Consider the following 18,891-nt stretch of genomic DNA (forward strand, 5'->3'; position numbering starts at 1 on the left):
ACCCGCCTTCTAGCTCAATGCAGGGCGTTGCGGGCGAAGTGCCGGGGCCGGAAACCGCACAGGTACAGGCAACCGAAATAGGTCACCACACCCGCTGCGATCAACGCGCCCAGGCGCAGGAACCGTTCAAGCATGTTGCCCTGTTCCCAAGCCGGCAGATAGTGCATGCCTACCAGCAGCACCGCTGCCATCAGGGTGACTGCCAGCACCAGCTTGAGCAGGTACATCGCCCAGCCCGGTTGCGGCTGGAACAGCTGCTGGCTGCGCAGTTTCCAGAACAGCAGGCCCGCGTTCAGGCAGGCGCCCAGGCTGATCGCCAGGGCCAGGCCGGCGTGCTGCAGCGGGCCGACCAGTGCCAGGTTGAACAGCTGCGTGCAGACCAGGGTGAAAATCGCGATCTTCACCGGGGTACGGATATTCTGCTGCGCATAGAAGCCTGGTGCCAGCACCTTGACCAGAATGATCGCCAGCAGGCCGACCGAGTACGCAATCAGCGCGCGCTGGGTCATCGCGGCGTCGAAGGCGCTGAACTTGCCGTACTGGAACAACGCCACGGTCAGCGGCTCGGCGAGGATCGCCAGGGCCAGGGTACACGGCAGCACCAGCAGGAAGCACAGGCGCAGCCCCCAATCCATGATCCGCGAATACTCCTCACGGTCCTTGTTGGCGTAGGTCTTGGCCAGGGTTGGCAGCAGGATGGTCCCCAGGGCCACGCCCAGCACGCCGGACGGCAGTTCCATGAGGCGGTCGGCGTAGTACATCCACGACACCGAACCGGCCACCAGGAAGGAGGCGAAGATGGTGTTGATGATCAGCGAGATCTGGCTCACCGATACCCCGAGGATCGCCGGCAGCATCTGCTTGAGCACCCGCCATACGCCGGCATCGCGCAGGTTCAGGCGCGGCAGCACGAGCATGCCGATCTTCTTCAGCGCTGGCAGCTGGTACAGCAGTTGCGCCAGGCCACCGGCCAGCACGCCCCAGGCCAGGGCCATGATCGGTGGATTGAAGTACGGCGTGAGCAGCACGGCGAAGATGATCATCGCCACGTTGAGCAGGGTCGGCGTGAACGCCGGGACGGAAAAGCGGTTCCAGGTATTGAGAATCGCGCCAGCCAGGGAGGACAGCGAAATCAGCAATATATAAGGGAAGGTCACCCGCAACAGGTCTGTGGTAAGCGCGTACTTCTCGGCACTGTCGACAAAGCCTGGGGCAGTGGCCCATACCACCCAGGGCGCGGCGAGAATGCCGACGGCCGTGACCAGGGCCAGCACCAGGGTCAGCAGGCCGCTGACGTAGGCGATGAAGGTGCGCGTCGCCTCCTCGCCTTGCTGGGTCTTGTATTCGGCCAGGATCGGCACGAACGCCTGGGAAAATGCCCCTTCGGCGAAGATCCGCCGCAGCAGGTTGGGCAGCTTGAAGGCGATGAAGAAGGCGTCGGTGGCGATACCGGCCCCGAAAACACGGGCCAGGATGGTGTCGCGCACGAAGCCCAGCACCCGCGAAATCATGGTGATGGAGCTGACTGCAGCCAGGGATTTGAGCAGATTCATCGAAAAGATTCACGCCAGGGACAGAGGGCGCTGCCAGACAGCGTCCGAATGTGCGATACTCCCGCGCCTTCGCAGGGGAGCCAAAAAATCCCGAGTTTACAGGTAGCACGGCAGAAAGGAATATTTCCCGCCTGTTGCTGCACCACTCGGCGGAACCCTGCAGGTGGCCTTGACATCCGGTCGACTCATCGGCATGATTCGCGGCCTATTTTGTTTGCTATTTACCTAAAGTCTTTCGAGGAGCTCGACGGTGGCCAACACACCTTCCGCCAAGAAACGTGCAAAACAGGCTGAGAAGCGTCGCAGCCACAACGCCAGCCTGCGTTCCATGGTCCGCACCTACATCAAGAATGTAGTTAAAGCCATCGACGCAAAAGACGCCGAAAAAGCGCAAGCCGCTTACGTTCTGGCTGTGCCTGTAATCGACCGTATGGCCGACAAAGGCATCATCCACAAGAACAAAGCTGCTCGCCACAAAGGCCGTCTGAATGGCCACATCAAGGCGCTGAAAGAAGCTGCAGCTGCCTAAGCGACGTTCTTGTCGAAAAAACCGGCCCTAGGGCCGGTTTTTTTATGCCTGTGATTTCTCGCTGATACATCGCACTCCTGTAGGAGCGGCCTCGTGTCGCGAAAGGGCCGCACAGCGGCCCCAGGATTTCAGCTTCGCAGCTACTGATGCAGGGGCCGCTGCGCGGCCCTATCGCGACACAAGGCCGCTCCTACAATCACTTGGCGATCTGGATCTTCGGTGCCCATTGCAGCCAGGCATCTTCCGGCTTTTCGAACAAGGCGAAGGTCTGCTGTGGCCGCGCTGGATTGCCCATCTGCTCGCCCTCAGGCGTGGCGAAGGCAATACCGCCATCGATGAGCGTCTCAAGCGACTCGGTACGTACCGTAGCGCCCTTGAACAGCCCCCAGTCGAAGCCGAACCCACTGCTGTTCCAGAACCGGCTGCCACCGCGCACCAGGGCCGCATAACGCGGTTCGATCAGAATGTGGATCAACACCCGATCCGCGGTCTGCCCCAGCTCGAAACCGGTCACCTTGCCCACCGCCACTTCACGATAGGTAACAGGCACCCCCGGCTTGATCGAACCACGGCGCGGTGCGCTCAGTGTCAACGGCAGACCCACTTCCTCCCCTGCGACTTCAGGCGCTTCGCCCAGCGCAATGAAATCACGCTGCGGCCCCTTGTCCTTCACCGCCGGCTGCACTTCGATGTACTGCCCGCCAATCAAGGTATCGAGGTTCTCGGTACGCACCAGCCCAAGTGCCGGTTTGACCACCCAGAACTGCGTGCCTGCCCGGGCAATGCGATCAGCCGCCTCGGTAATGCGTGCTCGCAGCAGTACCGCCTGCAAGTCTTTTGTCAGGTCCACGCTCTCGACGCTACCGACATCCAGGCCACGGAAGCGGATTGGAGTGCCAGGCTTGAGGCCATCGGCACGCTCTACCCTTATGGTGACCAGGGTACCGGTGCGGTTCACCGCCTCTTGGCTTTCCAGCAGGCGGAAGCGTGGGATACGGCGTTTGAGCGCAACATTGGGCGTGGGCGTATCGAAGGCGATGCCCCCGGCCATGAGCGTCTGCAGCGACTCACTCTTGATCTTGATGCCCGACAGGCCGCCGGTCAGGGTAATACCGCTGACGTTCCAGAACCGCGAGGAGCCGTTGACCAGGTTTTCGTATTCCTTTTCGATATGCACACCAATCAGGATACGGTTGCTGTTGCGAGCAAACTGGTAGCTCTGCACGCTGCCGACCTTGACCTGGCGGTACATCACCGGGCTGCCGATCTCCAGCGAGCCCAGCGTATCGGCGAACAGCACCAGGTGCAGGCCTGGAGCCTTCAGGTCCAGCGGCGGCGCCTTGGGCCGGGCCTCGAACTCGCGCTGCGGCTTGGCGCCTTTTTCGCCCGGGCGAATGGCGATGTAGTTACCTTTGACCAACGCTTCCAGGCCGGTGATACCAGCCAGGGAAATGGACGGTTTGACCACCCAGAACTGCGTACCCTCGACCAGATAGTCCTCGGTCAACGGGTCCAGCGTCAGCTCGGCCGTGGCGCTGCCCAGGTTGTCTTCCATCTTCAGGGTTTTCAACGAACCGACCTGAATACCCTTGTACATGACCGGCGTACGACCGGCCTGCAGGCCTTCATAGTCGCTGAGCTTCACCTTGACGCGGATACCTGCCTGGGCCGCATCGAAGTCTTCATACAAGCGGAACGGCAGGCTCGGGTCGGTTGGCGGGCTGTCCTTGCGATACTCCGGCGTGGCGAAGGCGATACCGCCAGCAACAATGCTCGACAGTGACTCGCTGCGTACCTTCACACCCGACAGGTCAGCGTCGATGCTGATGCCGCTGGCATTCCAGAAACGCGTGTGTTTGCGCACCAGGCTGGCGTAGGCCGGCTCGATGAATACCTTGACCTCGACTGTGCTCTGGTCGTCAGACAGGCGATAGCTTTTTACCCGGCCAACCTGAATCTGCTTGTAGAACACCGGGCTGTCACGGTTGAGCGAGCCCAGGCGGTCGGCCTTGAGCGTGAGGTGCAGACCAGGCTCGCTGTCGGACAGTGGTGGCGCAACCTTAAGTGCAGTAAAGCGCTTGGTCGGCTCGCCTTCACCCGGGCTGACAGCGATGTAATTGCCAGATACCAGCGTCTCCAGGCCCGAGATACCCGCCAGGCTGACACTTGGCTTGACCAGCCAGAACCGTGTGCCCTTGGTCAGGTGCGGTTCGGCGGCCTTGTTCATTTCGATGGTGGCGATCACTCCCTGGTTTTCACCCTTTGCATCCAGCACCAGCTTCGTGACCTTGCCAACCGACATACCCTTGAAGATCACCTCGGTCTTGTTGGCGACAATGCCCTCGCCTGTCTCGAAACGCACTTCGATTTCCACGCCAGCATCACGGTAGGCCTGCCAGGCCAGCCAGCCACCGATCATCAGCGCGATCAGCGGCAGGATCCAGATCGCCGACCAGTTCGACGCTGGGCGGGTTTTAGCCGTTGGCATGTCACTCATGGTCGTCATCCGACTCCGTGTTATCCCAGATCAGTCGGGGATCGAAAGTTAAAGCAGCAAGCATTGTGAGGATCACCACAGTAGCGAAGGCGACAGCGCCCAGGTTGGCTTCGACACTGGCGATACGGCCAAAATTCACCACCGCCACCAGAATGGCGATAACGAAGATGTCCAGCATGGACCAGCGCCCTATGAACTCGATGAAGCGGTACATCAGGATCCGTTGCCTTGCCGACAGCGGCTGACGGCGCTGGACCGAATACAGCAGCAGGCCGATACCCACCAGCTTGAAGGTAGGCACCAGGATGCTGGCAATGAACACCACGGCGGCAATTGGCAGCATGCCGTGCTTGAGCAAGGTGATGACGCCGGACATGATGGTGTCGCCGCTACCCTGCCCCAAGGTACTCACAGTCATGATCGGCAACAGGTTCGCCGGGATGTATAGAATCGAGGCAGTAATCAGCAGCGCCCAGGTGCGGATGATGCTGTTGGGTCGCCGCGCGTGCACGATGGCGCCGCAGCGCGTACAGGTCTGCGAATCGCTTTCTGCATCCTGGCGGTTCAGTTCATGGCACTCATTGCAGACCAAAATGCCTGCATCAATCGCCCGCATGGAGATCCTCCCCCGACAACGCGCTCCAGATCTGGTGTGGCGACATCACCACTTCGAGCCAGACCTGGATCAGCAACAGGCTGATGAAACAGAACAGGCCAAGGCCAATAGTCAGTTCGGCCAGATCCACGAGTTTGACGATCGCCACCAGCACGCCCATGAAATAGACCTCGAGCATGCCCCAGTCCCGCAGGTGGTGATAGATGCGATAGAACAGCAGCCCGTAACTGCGCCCGACATTCAGGCGGATGCTCAGCAGCACGGCCAGCTGGCACAGCAACTTGAGCAAGGGGATGGCCATGCTGCACAGGAACACCACCACGGCCACGCCGCGCATTTCCGAGTTGTACAGACCCAGCACTCCACTCCAGACGGTATCGTCCGAAGTCTGACCAAGCAGGTGCAGCTGCATGATGGGCAGGAAGTTGGCTGGCACGAACAGCAGCAAGGCCGTCAGCACCAAGGCCAGGCTGCGGTTGACCACATTGTGCCGGTGGGCATACAGCTCGTAGCCACAGCGTGGGCATTGGGCTTTTTCGTCATGCTGCAGCACCGGCTTGCGCATCAGCAGGTCGCACTCGTGGCAGGCGACCAGTTCGTCCAGCGGCAACTGCTCTAGGGCTTGGGTTTCGACAGGATCGGGCATCTCGAGATTCTGAATAGGTACGTCGGCTCTATTCTAGTGGTCTCAGCTCAAAATGTGGGAGACGACTAACGCCTGCCATGGATCCAGAAAGACAAAACCCCTACCTGCATACGCAGATAGGGGTTTTGCGAAATGAATCTTGACGATGACCTACTCTCACATGGGGAAACCCCACACTACCATCGGCGATGCATCGTTTCACTGCTGAGTTCGGGATGGGATCAGGTGGTTCCAATGCTCTATGGTCGTCAAGAAATTCTGTAGCCAGATTGTCCAGATGGACAGCCCAGCGAATCCGGATATGTGATGTTGTGGTTCGTTGCGAACTTTCGGTTCGTATCATCTTCACCACCACAATTTGGCGCTTACGCTCAAATTGCTTGGGTGTTATATGGTCAAGCCTCACGGGCAATTAGTATTGGTTAGCTCAACGCCTCACAGCGCTTACACACCCAACCTATCAACGTCGTAGTCTTCGACGGCCCTTTAGGGAACTCAAGGTTCCAGTGAGATCTCATCTTGAGGCAAGTTTCCCGCTTAGATGCTTTCAGCGGTTATCTCTTCCGAACATAGCTACCCGGCAATGCCACTGGCGTGACAACCGGAACACCAGAGGTTCGTCCACTCCGGTCCTCTCGTACTAGGAGCAGCCCCTCTCAAATCTCAAACGTCCACGGCAGATAGGGACCGAACTGTCTCACGACGTTCTAAACCCAGCTCGCGTACCACTTTAAATGGCGAACAGCCATACCCTTGGGACCGGCTTCAGCCCCAGGATGTGATGAGCCGACATCGAGGTGCCAAACACCGCCGTCGATATGAACTCTTGGGCGGTATCAGCCTGTTATCCCCGGAGTACCTTTTATCCGTTGAGCGATGGCCCTTCCATACAGAACCACCGGATCACTAAGACCTACTTTCGTACCTGCTCGACGTGTTTGTCTCGCAGTCAAGCGCGCTTTTGCCTTTATACTCTACGACCGATTTCCGACCGGTCTGAGCGCACCTTCGTACTCCTCCGTTACTCTTTGGGAGGAGACCGCCCCAGTCAAACTACCCACCATACACTGTCCTCGATCCGGATAACGGACCTGAGTTAGAACCTCAAAGTTGCCAGGGTGGTATTTCAAGGATGGCTCCATGAGAACTGGCGTCCCCACTTCAAAGCCTCCCACCTATCCTACACAAGCAAATTCAAAGTCCAGTGCAAAGCTATAGTAAAGGTTCACGGGGTCTTTCCGTCTAGCCGCGGATACACTGCATCTTCACAGCGATTTCAATTTCACTGAGTCTCGGGTGGAGACAGCGCCGCCATCGTTACGCCATTCGTGCAGGTCGGAACTTACCCGACAAGGAATTTCGCTACCTTAGGACCGTTATAGTTACGGCCGCCGTTTACCGGGGCTTCGATCAAGAGCTTCGCTTGCGCTAACCCCATCAATTAACCTTCCGGCACCGGGCAGGCGTCACACCCTATACGTCCACTTTCGTGTTTGCAGAGTGCTGTGTTTTTAATAAACAGTCGCAGCGGCCTGGTATCTTCGACCGGCATGGGCTTACGGAGCAAGTCCTTAACCCTCGCCGGCGCACCTTCTCCCGAAGTTACGGTGCCATTTTGCCTAGTTCCTTCACCCGAGTTCTCTCAAGCGCCTTGGTATTCTCTACCTAACCACCTGTGTCGGTTTGGGGTACGGTTCCCAGTTATCTGAAGCTTAGGAGCTTTTCTTGGAAGCATGGCATCAACCACTTCGCGCTCTAATGAGCACTCGTCATCAGCTCTCGGCCTTAAGATCCCGGATTTGCCTAAGATCTCAGCCTACCACCTTAAACTTGGACAACCAACGCCAAGCTGGCCTAGCCTTCTCCGTCCCTCCATCGCAATAACTGGAAGTACAGGAATATTAACCTGTTTTCCATCGACTACGCTTTTCAGCCTCGCCTTAGGGACCGACTAACCCTGCGTCGATTAACGTTGCGCAGGAAACCTTGGTCTTTCGGCGTGCGAGTTTTTCACTCGCATTGTCGTTACTCATGTCAGCATTCGCACTTCTGATACCTCCAGCAAGCTTCTCAACTCACCTTCACAGGCTTACAGAACGCTCCTCTACCGCATCACCTAAAGGTGATACCCGTAGCTTCGGTGCATGGTTTGAGCCCCGTTACATCTTCCGCGCAGGCCGACTCGACTAGTGAGCTATTACGCTTTCTTTAAAGGGTGGCTGCTTCTAAGCCAACCTCCTAGCTGTCTAAGCCTTCCCACATCGTTTCCCACTTAACCATGACTTTGGGACCTTAGCTGACGGTCTGGGTTGTTTCCCTTTTCACGACGGACGTTAGCACCCGCCGTGTGTCTCCCATGCTCGGCACTTGTAGGTATTCGGAGTTTGCATCGGTTTGGTAAGTCGGGATGACCCCCTAGCCGAAACAGTGCTCTACCCCCTACAGTGATACATGAGGCGCTACCTAAATAGCTTTCGAGGAGAACCAGCTATCTCCGAGCTTGATTAGCCTTTCACTCCGATCCACAGGTCATCCGCTAACTTTTCAACGGTAGTCGGTTCGGTCCTCCAGTCAGTGTTACCTAACCTTCAACCTGCCCATGGATAGATCGCCCGGTTTCGGGTCTATACCCAGCGACTAAACGCCCTATTAAGACTCGCTTTCGCTACGCCTCCCCTATTCGGTTAAGCTCGCCACTGAATATAAGTCGCTGACCCATTATACAAAAGGTACGCAGTCACCTAACAAAGTAGGCTCCCACTGCTTGTACGCATACGGTTTCAGGTTCTATTTCACTCCCCTCTCCGGGGTTCTTTTCGCCTTTCCCTCACGGTACTGGTTCACTATCGGTCAGTCAGTAGTATTTAGCCTTGGAGGATGGTCCCCCCATGTTCAGACAAAGTTTCTCGTGCTCCGTCCTACTCGATTTCATTGATAAGAGATTTTCGTGTACGGGGCTATCACCCACTATGGCCGCACTTTCCAGAGCGTTCCACTAATCTCAAACCAACTTAAGGGCTGGTCCCCGTTCGCTCGCCACTACTAAGGGAATCTCGGTTGATTTCTTTTCCTCAGGGTACTTAGATGTTTCAGTTCCCCTGGTTCGCCTCTTGCACCTATGTATTCAGTACAAGATACTCAGCTTATGCTGAGTGGGTTCCCCCATTCAGAGATCTCTGGATCACAGTCTGTTTGCCGACTCCCCAAAGCTTATCGCAGGCTACCACGTCTTTCATCGCCTCTGACTGCCAAGGCATCCACCGTATGCGCTTCTTCACTTGACCATATAACCCCAAGCAATCTGGTTATACTGTGAAGACGACATTCGCCGAAAATTCGCACGTCGCTCTTTCGAGCAGAACTCACAAATTTTACCTTAGCCTGATCCACCAGCAGTGAAACTGGTGTTCAGTCTATATCTATCACATATCCGAATTTTTAAAGAACGGTCTGACAAAAGTCAGAAATCAACATTCGACCTGAATGCTCATTTCTGAGTTCTGATCAAGTGCTTCTTCAACCATGAATCAAGCAATTCGTGTGGGAGCTCATCAGCAGGCTGATGTCGTCGATTAAGGAGGTGATCCAGCCGCAGGTTCCCCTACGGCTACCTTGTTACGACTTCACCCCAGTCATGAATCACACCGTGGTAACCGTCCTCCCGAAGGTTAGACTAGCTACTTCTGGTGCAACCCACTCCCATGGTGTGACGGGCGGTGTGTACAAGGCCCGGGAACGTATTCACCGCGACATTCTGATTCGCGATTACTAGCGATTCCGACTTCACGCAGTCGAGTTGCAGACTGCGATCCGGACTACGATCGGTTTTGTGAGATTAGCTCCACCTCGCGGCTTGGCAACCCTCTGTACCGACCATTGTAGCACGTGTGTAGCCCAGGCCGTAAGGGCCATGATGACTTGACGTCATCCCCACCTTCCTCCGGTTTGTCACCGGCAGTCTCCTTAGAGTGCCCACCATTACGTGCTGGTAACTAAGGACAAGGGTTGCGCTCGTTACGGGACTTAACCCAACATCTCACGACACGAGCTGACGACAGCCATGCAGCACCTGTGTCAGAGTTCCCGAAGGCACCAATCCATCTCTGGAAAGTTCTCTGCATGTCAAGGCCTGGTAAGGTTCTTCGCGTTGCTTCGAATTAAACCACATGCTCCACCGCTTGTGCGGGCCCCCGTCAATTCATTTGAGTTTTAACCTTGCGGCCGTACTCCCCAGGCGGTCAACTTAATGCGTTAGCTGCGCCACTAAAATCTCAAGGATTCCAACGGCTAGTTGACATCGTTTACGGCGTGGACTACCAGGGTATCTAATCCTGTTTGCTCCCCACGCTTTCGCACCTCAGTGTCAGTATCAGTCCAGGTGGTCGCCTTCGCCACTGGTGTTCCTTCCTATATCTACGCATTTCACCGCTACACAGGAAATTCCACCACCCTCTACCGTACTCTAGCTTGCCAGTTTTGGATGCAGTTCCCAGGTTGAGCCCGGGGCTTTCACATCCAACTTAACAAACCACCTACGCGCGCTTTACGCCCAGTAATTCCGATTAACGCTTGCACCCTCTGTATTACCGCGGCTGCTGGCACAGAGTTAGCCGGTGCTTATTCTGTCGGTAACGTCAAAACAGCAAGGTATTAACTTACTGCCCTTCCTCCCAACTTAAAGTGCTTTACAATCCGAAGACCTTCTTCACACACGCGGCATGGCTGGATCAGGCTTTCGCCCATTGTCCAATATTCCCCACTGCTGCCTCCCGTAGGAGTCTGGACCGTGTCTCAGTTCCAGTGTGACTGATCATCCTCTCAGACCAGTTACGGATCGTCGCCTTGGTGAGCCATTACCTCACCAACTAGCTAATCCGACCTAGGCTCATCTGATAGCGCAAGGCCCGAAGGTCCCCTGCTTTCTCCCGTAGGACGTATGCGGTATTAGCGTTCCTTTCGAAACGTTGTCCCCCACTACCAGGCAGATTCCTAGGCATTACTCACCCGTCCGCCGCTGAATCAAGGAGCAAGCTCCCGTCATCCGCTCGACTTGCATGTGTTAGGCCTGCCGCCAGCGTTCAATCTGAGCCATGATCAAACTCTTCAGTTCAATACTGCTTGGGTTTTTAAGAAACCCTAAACTTGGCTCAGCAATCTCAAATGACTATGTGATTTCTCGCATGGTCACTTGTGATGCTGATAATCTTTGTGACTATCAGTCCGTACTCACAAGCACCCACACGAATTGCTTGATTCGATTTGTTAAAGAGCGTTTGGTTAAGAGATTTTCGTCTCAACCGAGGCGCGCATTCTACGCTTTCCTCAGAGTCTGTCAAGCGTTTATTTTGAAGTTTTTTGCGAGAAACTCGTTTAGCTTCAAACACTTGGCTCGCTGCGATCTCTCGTAGCGGGAGGCGAATAATACAGCGTTTAAAACCGCTGTCAACCTTCATCTCACCCGCTATCGATCACTCGATCGAAGCGCCTCCAACCTCACCTTAACTACCTAACTCATTGAATCTCAAGGAGTTTGTCGTTCCGATGTCGCTGGAAGTGGGGCGCATTATAAGGGGATTCGAAACCCCGTCAACCCTTAATTTCAAGAAACTTCAATATCGCTAAAAAACAAAGCGGGGAGGCCTGTCGGCCTCCCCGCTTCATCTCATCCCTTACAAGCTAGGGAATGCAAACTGCGATGCCTCATGGCTGGCCCGCTGCGGCCAGCGCTGGGTGATCGCCTTGCGACGGGTATAGAAACGCACACCATCCGGGCCGTAGGCATGCAGGTCACCGAACAGCGAACGCTTCCAGCCACCGAAGCTGTGGTAGGCAACCGGCACCGGCAGTGGCACGTTGACGCCGACCATGCCCACTTCGATCTCATCGCAGAACAGGCGCGCCGCTTCACCGTCACGGGTAAAGATGCAAGTACCGTTGCCGTACTCGTGGTCGTTGATCAGCTGCATGGCCTGCTCCAGGCTGTTCACACGCACCACGCACAGCACCGGGCCGAAGATCTCTTCTTTATAGATGCGCATCTCTGGGGTCACGTTGTCGAACAGCGTGCCACCGACGAAGTAGCCATCTTCATTCCCTGCCACACGGAAGCCACGGCCATCTACCACCAGCTTGGCGCCAGCGGCAACACCATCGTCGATGTAACCGACAACCTTGTCTCGGGCTGCAGCAGTTACCAGCGGGCCCATGTCCAGGCCGCACGACGTGCCAGCGCCAATCTTCAGCGCCTTGATCTGCGGCTCCAGCTTGGCGATCAGTGCATCGGCAACCTGATCACCTACACACACCGCCACCGAGATAGCCATGCAACGCTCGCCGCACGAACCGTAGGCTGCGCCCATCAGCGCGCTGACCGCGTTGTCCAGGTCGGCATCAGGCATCAGCACCGCGTGGTTCTTCGCACCACCCAGGGCCTGCACGCGCTTGCCGCGCTTGGTGCCCTCGGCATAGATGTATTCGGCAATCGGGGTCGAACCGACGAAGCTCAGCGCTTTCACTTCCGGTGCTTCGATCAGTGCGTCGACCGCTTCCTTGTCACCGTGCACCACGTTGAGGATGCCCTTCGGCAGACCAGCCTCCAGCAGCAGTTGGGCGATGAACAGGGTGGAGCTCGGATCGCGCTCGGATGGTTTGAGGATGAAGGCGTTACCGCAGGCAATGGCCAGCGGGTACATCCACAGCGGCACCATGGCCGGGAAGTTGAACGGAGTAATACCAGCAACTACGCCCAGCGGCTGGAAGTCGGACCAGGCATCGATGTTCGGGCCGACGTTGCGGCTGTACTCACCTTTGAGCACTTCTGGCGCCGCGCAGGCAAACTCGACGTTCTCGATGCCACGCTTCAGTTCACCAGCAGCGTCTTCCAGGGTCTTGCCGTGCTCTTCGCTGATCATCTGCGAGATACGGGCTTCATTCTGCTCCAGCAATTGCTTGAAACGGAACATCACCTGGGCACGCTTGGCCGGCGGGGTGTTGCGCCAGGCCGGGAAGGCGGCTTTGGCAGAGTCAATGGCCTCCTGCACGGTCGCGCGGCTGGCCAGTTCGACCTTGCGTACTGCCTGGCCGGTAGAGGGGTTGAAGACATCGGCGGTGCGCTCACCCTTGGTAACCAGTTCGCCGTGAATCAGGTGCTGAACAATGCTCATGCAAAACTCCAGATAAAGAAGGTTGAGGCAGGCGCGTAATTGGCTACGCGCCCTACGTCAAAATCGGAAAGATCAGTCGATCTTGTTCAGGGCTTCACCGACCGCGTCGAACAGGCGGTCCAGTTCCTGTGGCTGGGTATTGAAGGTTGGGCCGAACTGCAGGGTGTCACCACCGAAGCGTACATAGAAGCCGGCTTGCCACAGCTTCATGGCCGCTTCGTAAGGACGCACGATGGCATCACCGTCGCGGGCAGCGATCTGGATCGCGCCGGCCAGGCCGTAGTTACGGATGTCGACGATGTTCTTGGTGCCCTTGACGCCATGCAGCAGCTTCTCGAAGTGCGGCGCCAGTTCGGCAGCCGACTGCACCAGGCTTTCCTTCTGCAGCAGGTCGAGCGCGGCGAGGCCGGCGGCACAAGCTACAGGGTGAGCCGAGTAGGTATAGCCGTGGGGGAATTCCACAGCATATTCCGGGGTCGGCTGGTTCATGAATGTCTGGTAGATCTCGCTGGTGGCGATCACCGCGCCCATCGGAATGGCACCGTTGGTGACCTGCTTGGCGATGCACATCAAGTCAGGGGTGACACCAAAGGCCTCGGAACCGGTCATGGCGCCCATGCGACCGAAACCGGTGATGACTTCGTCGAAGATCAGCAGGATGTTGTGCTGGGTGCAGATTTCACGCAGACGCTTCAGGTAACCCTTCGGCGGTGGCAGCACCCCGGCAGAACCGGCCAGCGGCTCGACGATCACCGCCGCGATGTTCGACGCATCGTGCAGCTCGATCAGCTTGAGCATTTCATCTGCCAAGGCGATACCGCCCTCTTCCGGCATGCCTTTGGAGAAGGCGTTCACCGGCAGCACGGTGTGAGGCAGATGGTCGACGTCAAGCAGTTGGCCGAACATCTTGCGGTTGCCGTTGACGCCACCCAGGCTGGTACCGGCGATGTTCACCCCGTGGTAACCCCGGGCACGGCCAATGATCTTGGTCTTGGTGGCCTGGCCCTTCAGGCGCCAGTAGGCACGCACCATCTTCAGCGCGGTGTCGCAGCACTCGGAGCCGGAGTTGGTATAGAAGACGTGATTCAGGTCACCCGGCGTCAGCTCGGCGATCTTCTCGGCCAGCTGGAACGACAGCGGGTGGCCGAACTGGAACGCCGGGGAATAATCGAGGGTACCGACCTGGCGAGCGACCGCTTCGGTGATTTCCTTGCGGGTATGCCCGGCGCCACAGGTCCACAGGCCAGAGAGGGCGTCGAATATCTTGCGCCCCTTGTCATCGACCAGGTAGTTGCCTTCGGCCGCCACGATCAGGCGCGGATCGCGCTGGAAGTTACGGTTGGCGGTGTAGGGCATCCAGTGGGCATCCAGCTTGAGCTGGCTGGCGATACCGGTGGGAGCGGTTTCGGGCATGTTCATCGGCGGTTCCTCGGAAGACGATTAGGCAACGATGGATGTTGTTGCAGCTAAATTCGCACGCGGATAAAGTCTGAAAAAGCCTACATTTCTAATCTTCAGGTAGCGCAAGACTAAACTTATGAGCCGACGTCCCGACCCCCTCGCACAAGTCAGCGATTTCGACATCCGCCTGCTGAAAATCTACCGGAGCGTAGTTGAGTGCGGCGGCTTCTCGGCTGCGGAAAACGTGCTGGGGATCGGCCGCTCGGCCATCAGCCAGCAGATGAACGACCTTGAGCAACGCCTGGGTTTGCGCCTGTGCCAGCGCGGCCGCGCCGGTTTCTCGTTGACCGAAGAAGGCCGCGAGGTCTACCACTCTGCCCTGCAGTTGCTCAGTGCGCTGGAAACCTTCCGCACCGAGGTCAACGGCCTGCACCAACATTTGCGCGGCGAGCTCAACATCGGCCTGACCGACAACCTGGTCACCCTGCCGCACATGCGCATCACCCATGCCCTCGCCGAACTCAAGGACCGCGGTCCGGATGTGCGCATCCAGATCCGCATGATTGCCCCCAGCCAAGTCGAGCAAGGGGTATTGGATGGCAGCCTGCACGTCGGCGTGGTACCGCAGACCAGCCCACTGTCCGGCCTGGAATACCAACCGCTGTACAGCGAACGCTCACAACTTTACTGCGCGGTTGGCCATCCCTTGTTTTACGCCGACAACCAGCAGATCGACGATGAGCGCCTGAACAGCCAGGAGGCGATCGCGCCGACCTTTCGGCTGCCTGCGGAAATCCAGGCGCACTACCAGGCACTCAACTGCACCGCCAGCGCCTCGGACCGCGAAGGCATGGCGTTCCTGATCCTCACCGGGCGCTACATCGGCTACCTGCCCGACCACTACGCGACCTTCTGGGTCCAGCAAGGTCGCCTGCGTGCACTCAAGCCGGCGCAACGCTTCTACGACCTCAGCCTGAGCTGGGTTACCCGCAAAGGGCGGCGGCCGAACCTGGTGCTGGAAAGCTTCCTGGAAAGCCTGGCTGCGACACGCTGATGCCAGCTTCTGACGCTAAGGCTTGTCACGCCAGCACAGGCAGGTAATCTTGTCCGACATTCGTTGCCACAGACCCGTCCGGAATCGTCCATGACCCTAGAAGTCCCTGCGCATCGCCTCGCCGCCTCGGGCAAGCCCGCCGGCCGCATCCGCCAGAAGAACGAACAGGCCATCATCCAGGCCGCCGAAGACGAATTCGCCCGCCATGGGTTCAAAGGCACCAGCATGAACACCATCGCGCTGAAAGCCGGCTTGCCCAAGGCCAACCTGCATTACTACTTCACCAACAAGCTCGGCCTCTACATCGCCGTGCTGAGCAACATCATCGAGCTGTGGGACAGCACCTTCAACGCCCTGAGCGTCGAGGACGACCCAGGCGAAGCGCTGAGCCACTACATCCGCACCAAGATGGAGTTCTCCCGGCGCAACCCGCAGGCCTCGCGCATCTTCGCGATGGAAGTGATCAGCGGTGGCACCTGCCTGACCGAGTACTTCAGCGCCGACTACCGTGAATGGTTCCGCGGCCGGGCCGCCGTGTTCCAGGCGTGGATGGAAGCCGGCAAGATGGACCCGGTCGACCCTGTGCACCTGATTTTCCTGCTCTGGGGCAGCACCCAGCACTATGCCGACTTCGCCACCCAGATCTGCGAGGTCACCGGCCGCAGCCGCTTGACCAAGCAGGACATGGAAGATGCCAGCAACAACCTTATCCACATCATTCTCAAGGGCTGCGGCATCAAGCCGAGTGCCTGACGTTCACCTATGCCTTCTACCCTGCTCGACCTCTGCGAATTTCGCGAGGAAATCCGCAAGAGCCGTTTCATCACCCTCGCCGGCCCGATCAACAGTGCCGCCGAGGCGATGAGCTTCATCGAACGCCACAGCGACCTGGCCGCCACGCACAACTGCTGGGCCTGGAAGATCGGCGGGCAATACCGCAGCAATGACGATGGCGAGCCGGGCGGTACCGCCGGAAGGCCAATACTTGCGGCAATCGAAGCCCAGGACTGCGACCAAGTGGTGGTGCTGGTGATCCGCTGGTACGGCGGCATTCAGCTGGGCACCGGCGGGCTGGCTCGCGCCTATGGCGGTGGCGCCAACAAGTGCCTGCAACAAGCGCCGAAACGCCTGTTGATTCAACGTAGCGAATACCACTGCAGTTGCTCTTTCAGCGAACTGGCACTGGTGAAACTGCGCCTGGCCGATGTGGATGGCCTGGTGCTGGACGAGCAATTCACTGCCAATGGCGTCGACCTTCAGATTGCCGTGGGTGCCGAGCATCAACCTGCCCTGCAACAGCAGCTGGCCGATCTGAGCCGCGGCCGGATCATCCTCGAAGCGCACTGAAACTTGCCCACATCTACTGTGGGCCGGCCTGTGGATAAGCTTGGGGCATTCCCTTACAGCCTACGTCCTGCAAGGCCTGCAGAGCATTGAGCATATTTTGATCACTGTTTGATGACAGCCGTAAACGACTGACCTTTGGCGAGTTATCCCAAATGCGTCAGCCCCGTTACAGCGCGGTCTCCACTGTGCTTGCGCACATTTACTGTGGACCAGCCTGTGGATAACCCGTTAGCCAACACGCCGGACGCCCGCCAGCTAACGGCCAAGTGACACTGTACGTTTTTTAACCAATGGTTAAACAGGCGCATTCAGTAACTCTGCAGTATGCTCAATTCCTTTTTCCTACACCGATAAAGGAATGTTCCTATGGCAACTTCAAGAACTGCCCTCATCATCGGCGCCTCCCGCGGCCTCGGCCTCGGCTTGGTGCACCGCCTGCACGAAGATGGCTGGAACATCACCGCAACAGTACGCAACGCGCAGCAACCTGGCGGCCTTGCCAATGTGCCCGGCGTACGTGTCGAGCAATTGGAAATGAACGACACCGCGCAACTCGACAGCCTCAAGCAGCGCCTGCAAGGCCAGGTGTTCGACCTGGTGTTCGTCAACGCCGGAGTCATGGGCCCCTTGCCGCAAGACCTGGAAAGCGTACAGGCCCAGGCCATCGGCGACCTGTTCATGACCAATGCCGTGGCGCCGATCCGTGTAGCCCGCCGCCTGGCCGGCCAAGTGCGCGAGGGCAGTGGCGTGCTGGCGTTCATGAGCTCGATCCTGGGCAGCGTGACCATCCCGGACGGCGGCGAGATCTGCCTGTACAAGGCCAGCAAGGCTGCGCTCAATTCGATGATCAACAGTTTCGTGGTCGAATTGCAGCGCCCCGACCTCTGCGTGCTGGCCATGCACCCAGGCTGGGTGAAGACCGACATGGGCGGCGAAAACGCCGAAATCGACGTACTCACCAGCACTCGTGGAATGCTCGAACAGATCAAGGCACAAAGCGGCCACGGTGGCCTGCGCTTCATCAACTACAAAGGCGAGCCGCTCACCTGGTGAGGTGAATACCGACCGGCCGGGCGCAATGCCCGGCCAGGCCCTGTAGAATGGCGGCAACCGTACCTGATTTGAGACATCCCCCTTATGTATGACTGGCTGAATGCCCTGCCCAAGGCAGAACTGCACCTGCACCTTGAAGGTTCGCTGGAACCGGAACTGCTGTTCGCCTTGGCCGAGCGTAACAAGATTGCCCTGCCATGGAACGACGTAGAAACGTTACGCAGCGCCTACGCCTTCAATAACCTGCAGGAATTCCTCGACCTGTATTACCAAGGCGCGGACGTGCTGCGCACCGAGCAGGATTTCTACGACCTGACCTGGGCCTACCTGCAGCGCTGCAAGGCGCAGAATGTTATCCACACCGAACCGTTCTTCGACCCGCAGACCCACACCGACCGCGGTATCCCGTTCGAAGTTGTGCTCAACGGCATCAACCAGGCGCTGAAGGACGGTCGCGAGCAGCTGGGCATCAGCAGCGGCCTGATCTTGAGCTTCCTGCGCCACCTCAGTGAAGACGAAGCGCAAAAAACCCTCGACCAGGCCCTGCCCTTCCGTGACGCCTTCATCGCCGTCGGCCTGGACAGTTCGGAAATGGGCCACCCGCCGAGCAAGTTCCAGCGCGTGTTCGACCGCGCCCGCAGCGAGGGCTTTGTGGCCGTGGCCCACGCCGGTGAGGAAGGCCCACCCGAGTACATCTGGGAAGCCCTCGACCTGTTGAAGATCAAGCGCATCGACCACGGCGTACGCGCCATCGAAGATGAACGCCTGATGCAACGCATCATCGATGAGCAGATCCCGCTCACCGTCTGCCCGTTGTCGAACACCAAACTTTGCGTATTCGACCATATGAGCCAGCACAACATCCTCGACATGCTCGAGCGCGGCGTAAAGGTGACGGTGAACTCAGACGACCCGGCCTACTTCGGCGGTTACGTCACAGAGAACTTCCACGCCCTGCACACCCACTTGGGCATGACCGAAGACCAGGCCCGCCGCCTGGCGCAAAACAGCCTGGATGCGCGCCTGGTCTGA

Annotated in this window: 12 protein-coding genes and 3 rRNA genes; 6 read left to right on the forward strand and 9 right to left on the reverse strand. The window is 58.1% G+C overall.

Going from position 1 to position 18,891, the window contains the following annotated elements; translation table 11 throughout:
* Positions 1-14: 14 nt before the first annotated feature.
* A complete protein-coding gene (gene murJ, locus BUQ73_RS23100) occupies positions 15-1,553 on the reverse strand; it encodes a murein biosynthesis integral membrane protein MurJ (protein ID WP_079229822.1) in 1,539 nt (512 codons plus the stop codon).
* Between the two features lie 250 nt (positions 1,554-1,803).
* On the opposite strand from murJ, the gene rpsT reads away from it, so the two are divergent.
* Positions 1,804-2,082: a 30S ribosomal protein S20 gene (rpsT, locus tag BUQ73_RS23105; protein WP_003247625.1), complete on the forward strand. Its 279-nt coding sequence runs from the start codon at positions 1,804-1,806 to the stop codon at positions 2,080-2,082.
* Positions 2,083-2,278: 196 nt separating this feature from the next.
* Here rpsT and BUQ73_RS23110 read toward each other — a convergent pair whose 3' ends face one another.
* From BUQ73_RS23110 to BUQ73_RS23145, 8 genes are all read right to left on the reverse strand, one after another.
* Entirely contained in the window at positions 2,279-4,579 is a 2,301-nt protein-coding gene (locus tag BUQ73_RS23110) for a PqiB family protein (protein ID WP_079229823.1), read from the reverse strand.
* Complete coding sequence (locus tag BUQ73_RS23115) at positions 4,572-5,195, reverse strand: paraquat-inducible protein A (RefSeq protein WP_079229824.1); 624 nt, start codon at positions 5,193-5,195, stop codon at positions 4,572-4,574. Before BUQ73_RS23115 ends, BUQ73_RS23110 begins: the two co-directional genes overlap by 8 nt.
* The gene (locus BUQ73_RS23120; RefSeq protein WP_079229825.1) at positions 5,182-5,841 is read right to left on the reverse strand and encodes a paraquat-inducible protein A; all 660 of its coding nucleotides are present in this window, start codon (positions 5,839-5,841) and stop codon (positions 5,182-5,184) included. The genes BUQ73_RS23115 and BUQ73_RS23120 overlap by 14 nt, the downstream gene beginning before the upstream one ends.
* Positions 5,842-5,978: 137 nt before the next feature.
* Positions 5,979-6,094, reverse strand: a 5S ribosomal RNA gene (gene rrf / locus BUQ73_RS23125).
* A gap of 138 nt (positions 6,095-6,232) precedes the next feature.
* A 23S ribosomal RNA gene (locus BUQ73_RS23130) occupies positions 6,233-9,125 on the reverse strand.
* A 289-nt stretch (positions 9,126-9,414) separates the two neighbouring features.
* A 16S ribosomal RNA gene (locus tag BUQ73_RS23135) occupies positions 9,415-10,951 on the reverse strand.
* Together the 16S, 23S and 5S rRNA genes form the textbook arrangement of a ribosomal RNA operon.
* 559 nt (positions 10,952-11,510) lie before the next feature.
* The gene (locus BUQ73_RS23140) at positions 11,511-13,004 is read right to left on the reverse strand and encodes a CoA-acylating methylmalonate-semialdehyde dehydrogenase (RefSeq protein ID WP_079229826.1); all 1,494 of its coding nucleotides are present in this window, start codon (positions 13,002-13,004) and stop codon (positions 11,511-11,513) included.
* 72 nt (positions 13,005-13,076) lie between these two features.
* Complete coding sequence (locus BUQ73_RS23145; RefSeq protein WP_079229827.1) at positions 13,077-14,423, reverse strand: aspartate aminotransferase family protein; 1,347 nt, start codon at positions 14,421-14,423, stop codon at positions 13,077-13,079.
* A 118-nt stretch (positions 14,424-14,541) separates the two neighbouring features.
* Here BUQ73_RS23145 and BUQ73_RS23150 point away from each other — a divergent pair, with 118 nt between their 5' ends.
* The 5 genes from BUQ73_RS23150 (at position 14,542) to BUQ73_RS23170 (ending at position 18,891) form a co-directional block, all read left to right on the forward strand.
* Positions 14,542-15,459: a LysR family transcriptional regulator gene (locus tag BUQ73_RS23150; protein ID WP_079229828.1), complete on the forward strand. Its 918-nt coding sequence runs from the start codon at positions 14,542-14,544 to the stop codon at positions 15,457-15,459.
* Between the two features lie 90 nt (positions 15,460-15,549).
* Positions 15,550-16,212: a TetR/AcrR family transcriptional regulator gene (locus BUQ73_RS23155; RefSeq protein WP_079229829.1), complete on the forward strand. Its 663-nt coding sequence runs from the start codon at positions 15,550-15,552 to the stop codon at positions 16,210-16,212.
* Positions 16,213-16,221: 9 nt separating this feature from the next.
* Positions 16,222-16,806, forward strand: coding sequence for an IMPACT family protein (locus BUQ73_RS23160; protein WP_079229830.1), 585 nt, complete (start codon positions 16,222-16,224; stop codon positions 16,804-16,806).
* A 366-nt stretch (positions 16,807-17,172) separates the two neighbouring features.
* Positions 17,173-17,859: an SDR family oxidoreductase gene (locus BUQ73_RS23165; RefSeq protein ID WP_079229831.1), complete on the forward strand. Its 687-nt coding sequence runs from the start codon at positions 17,173-17,175 to the stop codon at positions 17,857-17,859.
* 84 nt (positions 17,860-17,943) lie between these two features.
* Entirely contained in the window at positions 17,944-18,891 is a 948-nt protein-coding gene (locus BUQ73_RS23170) for an adenosine deaminase (RefSeq protein WP_027920845.1), read from the forward strand.

The sequence above is a fragment of the Pseudomonas putida genome (assembly GCF_002025705.1).
GTDB lineage: Bacteria > Pseudomonadota > Gammaproteobacteria > Pseudomonadales > Pseudomonadaceae > Aquipseudomonas > Aquipseudomonas putida_J.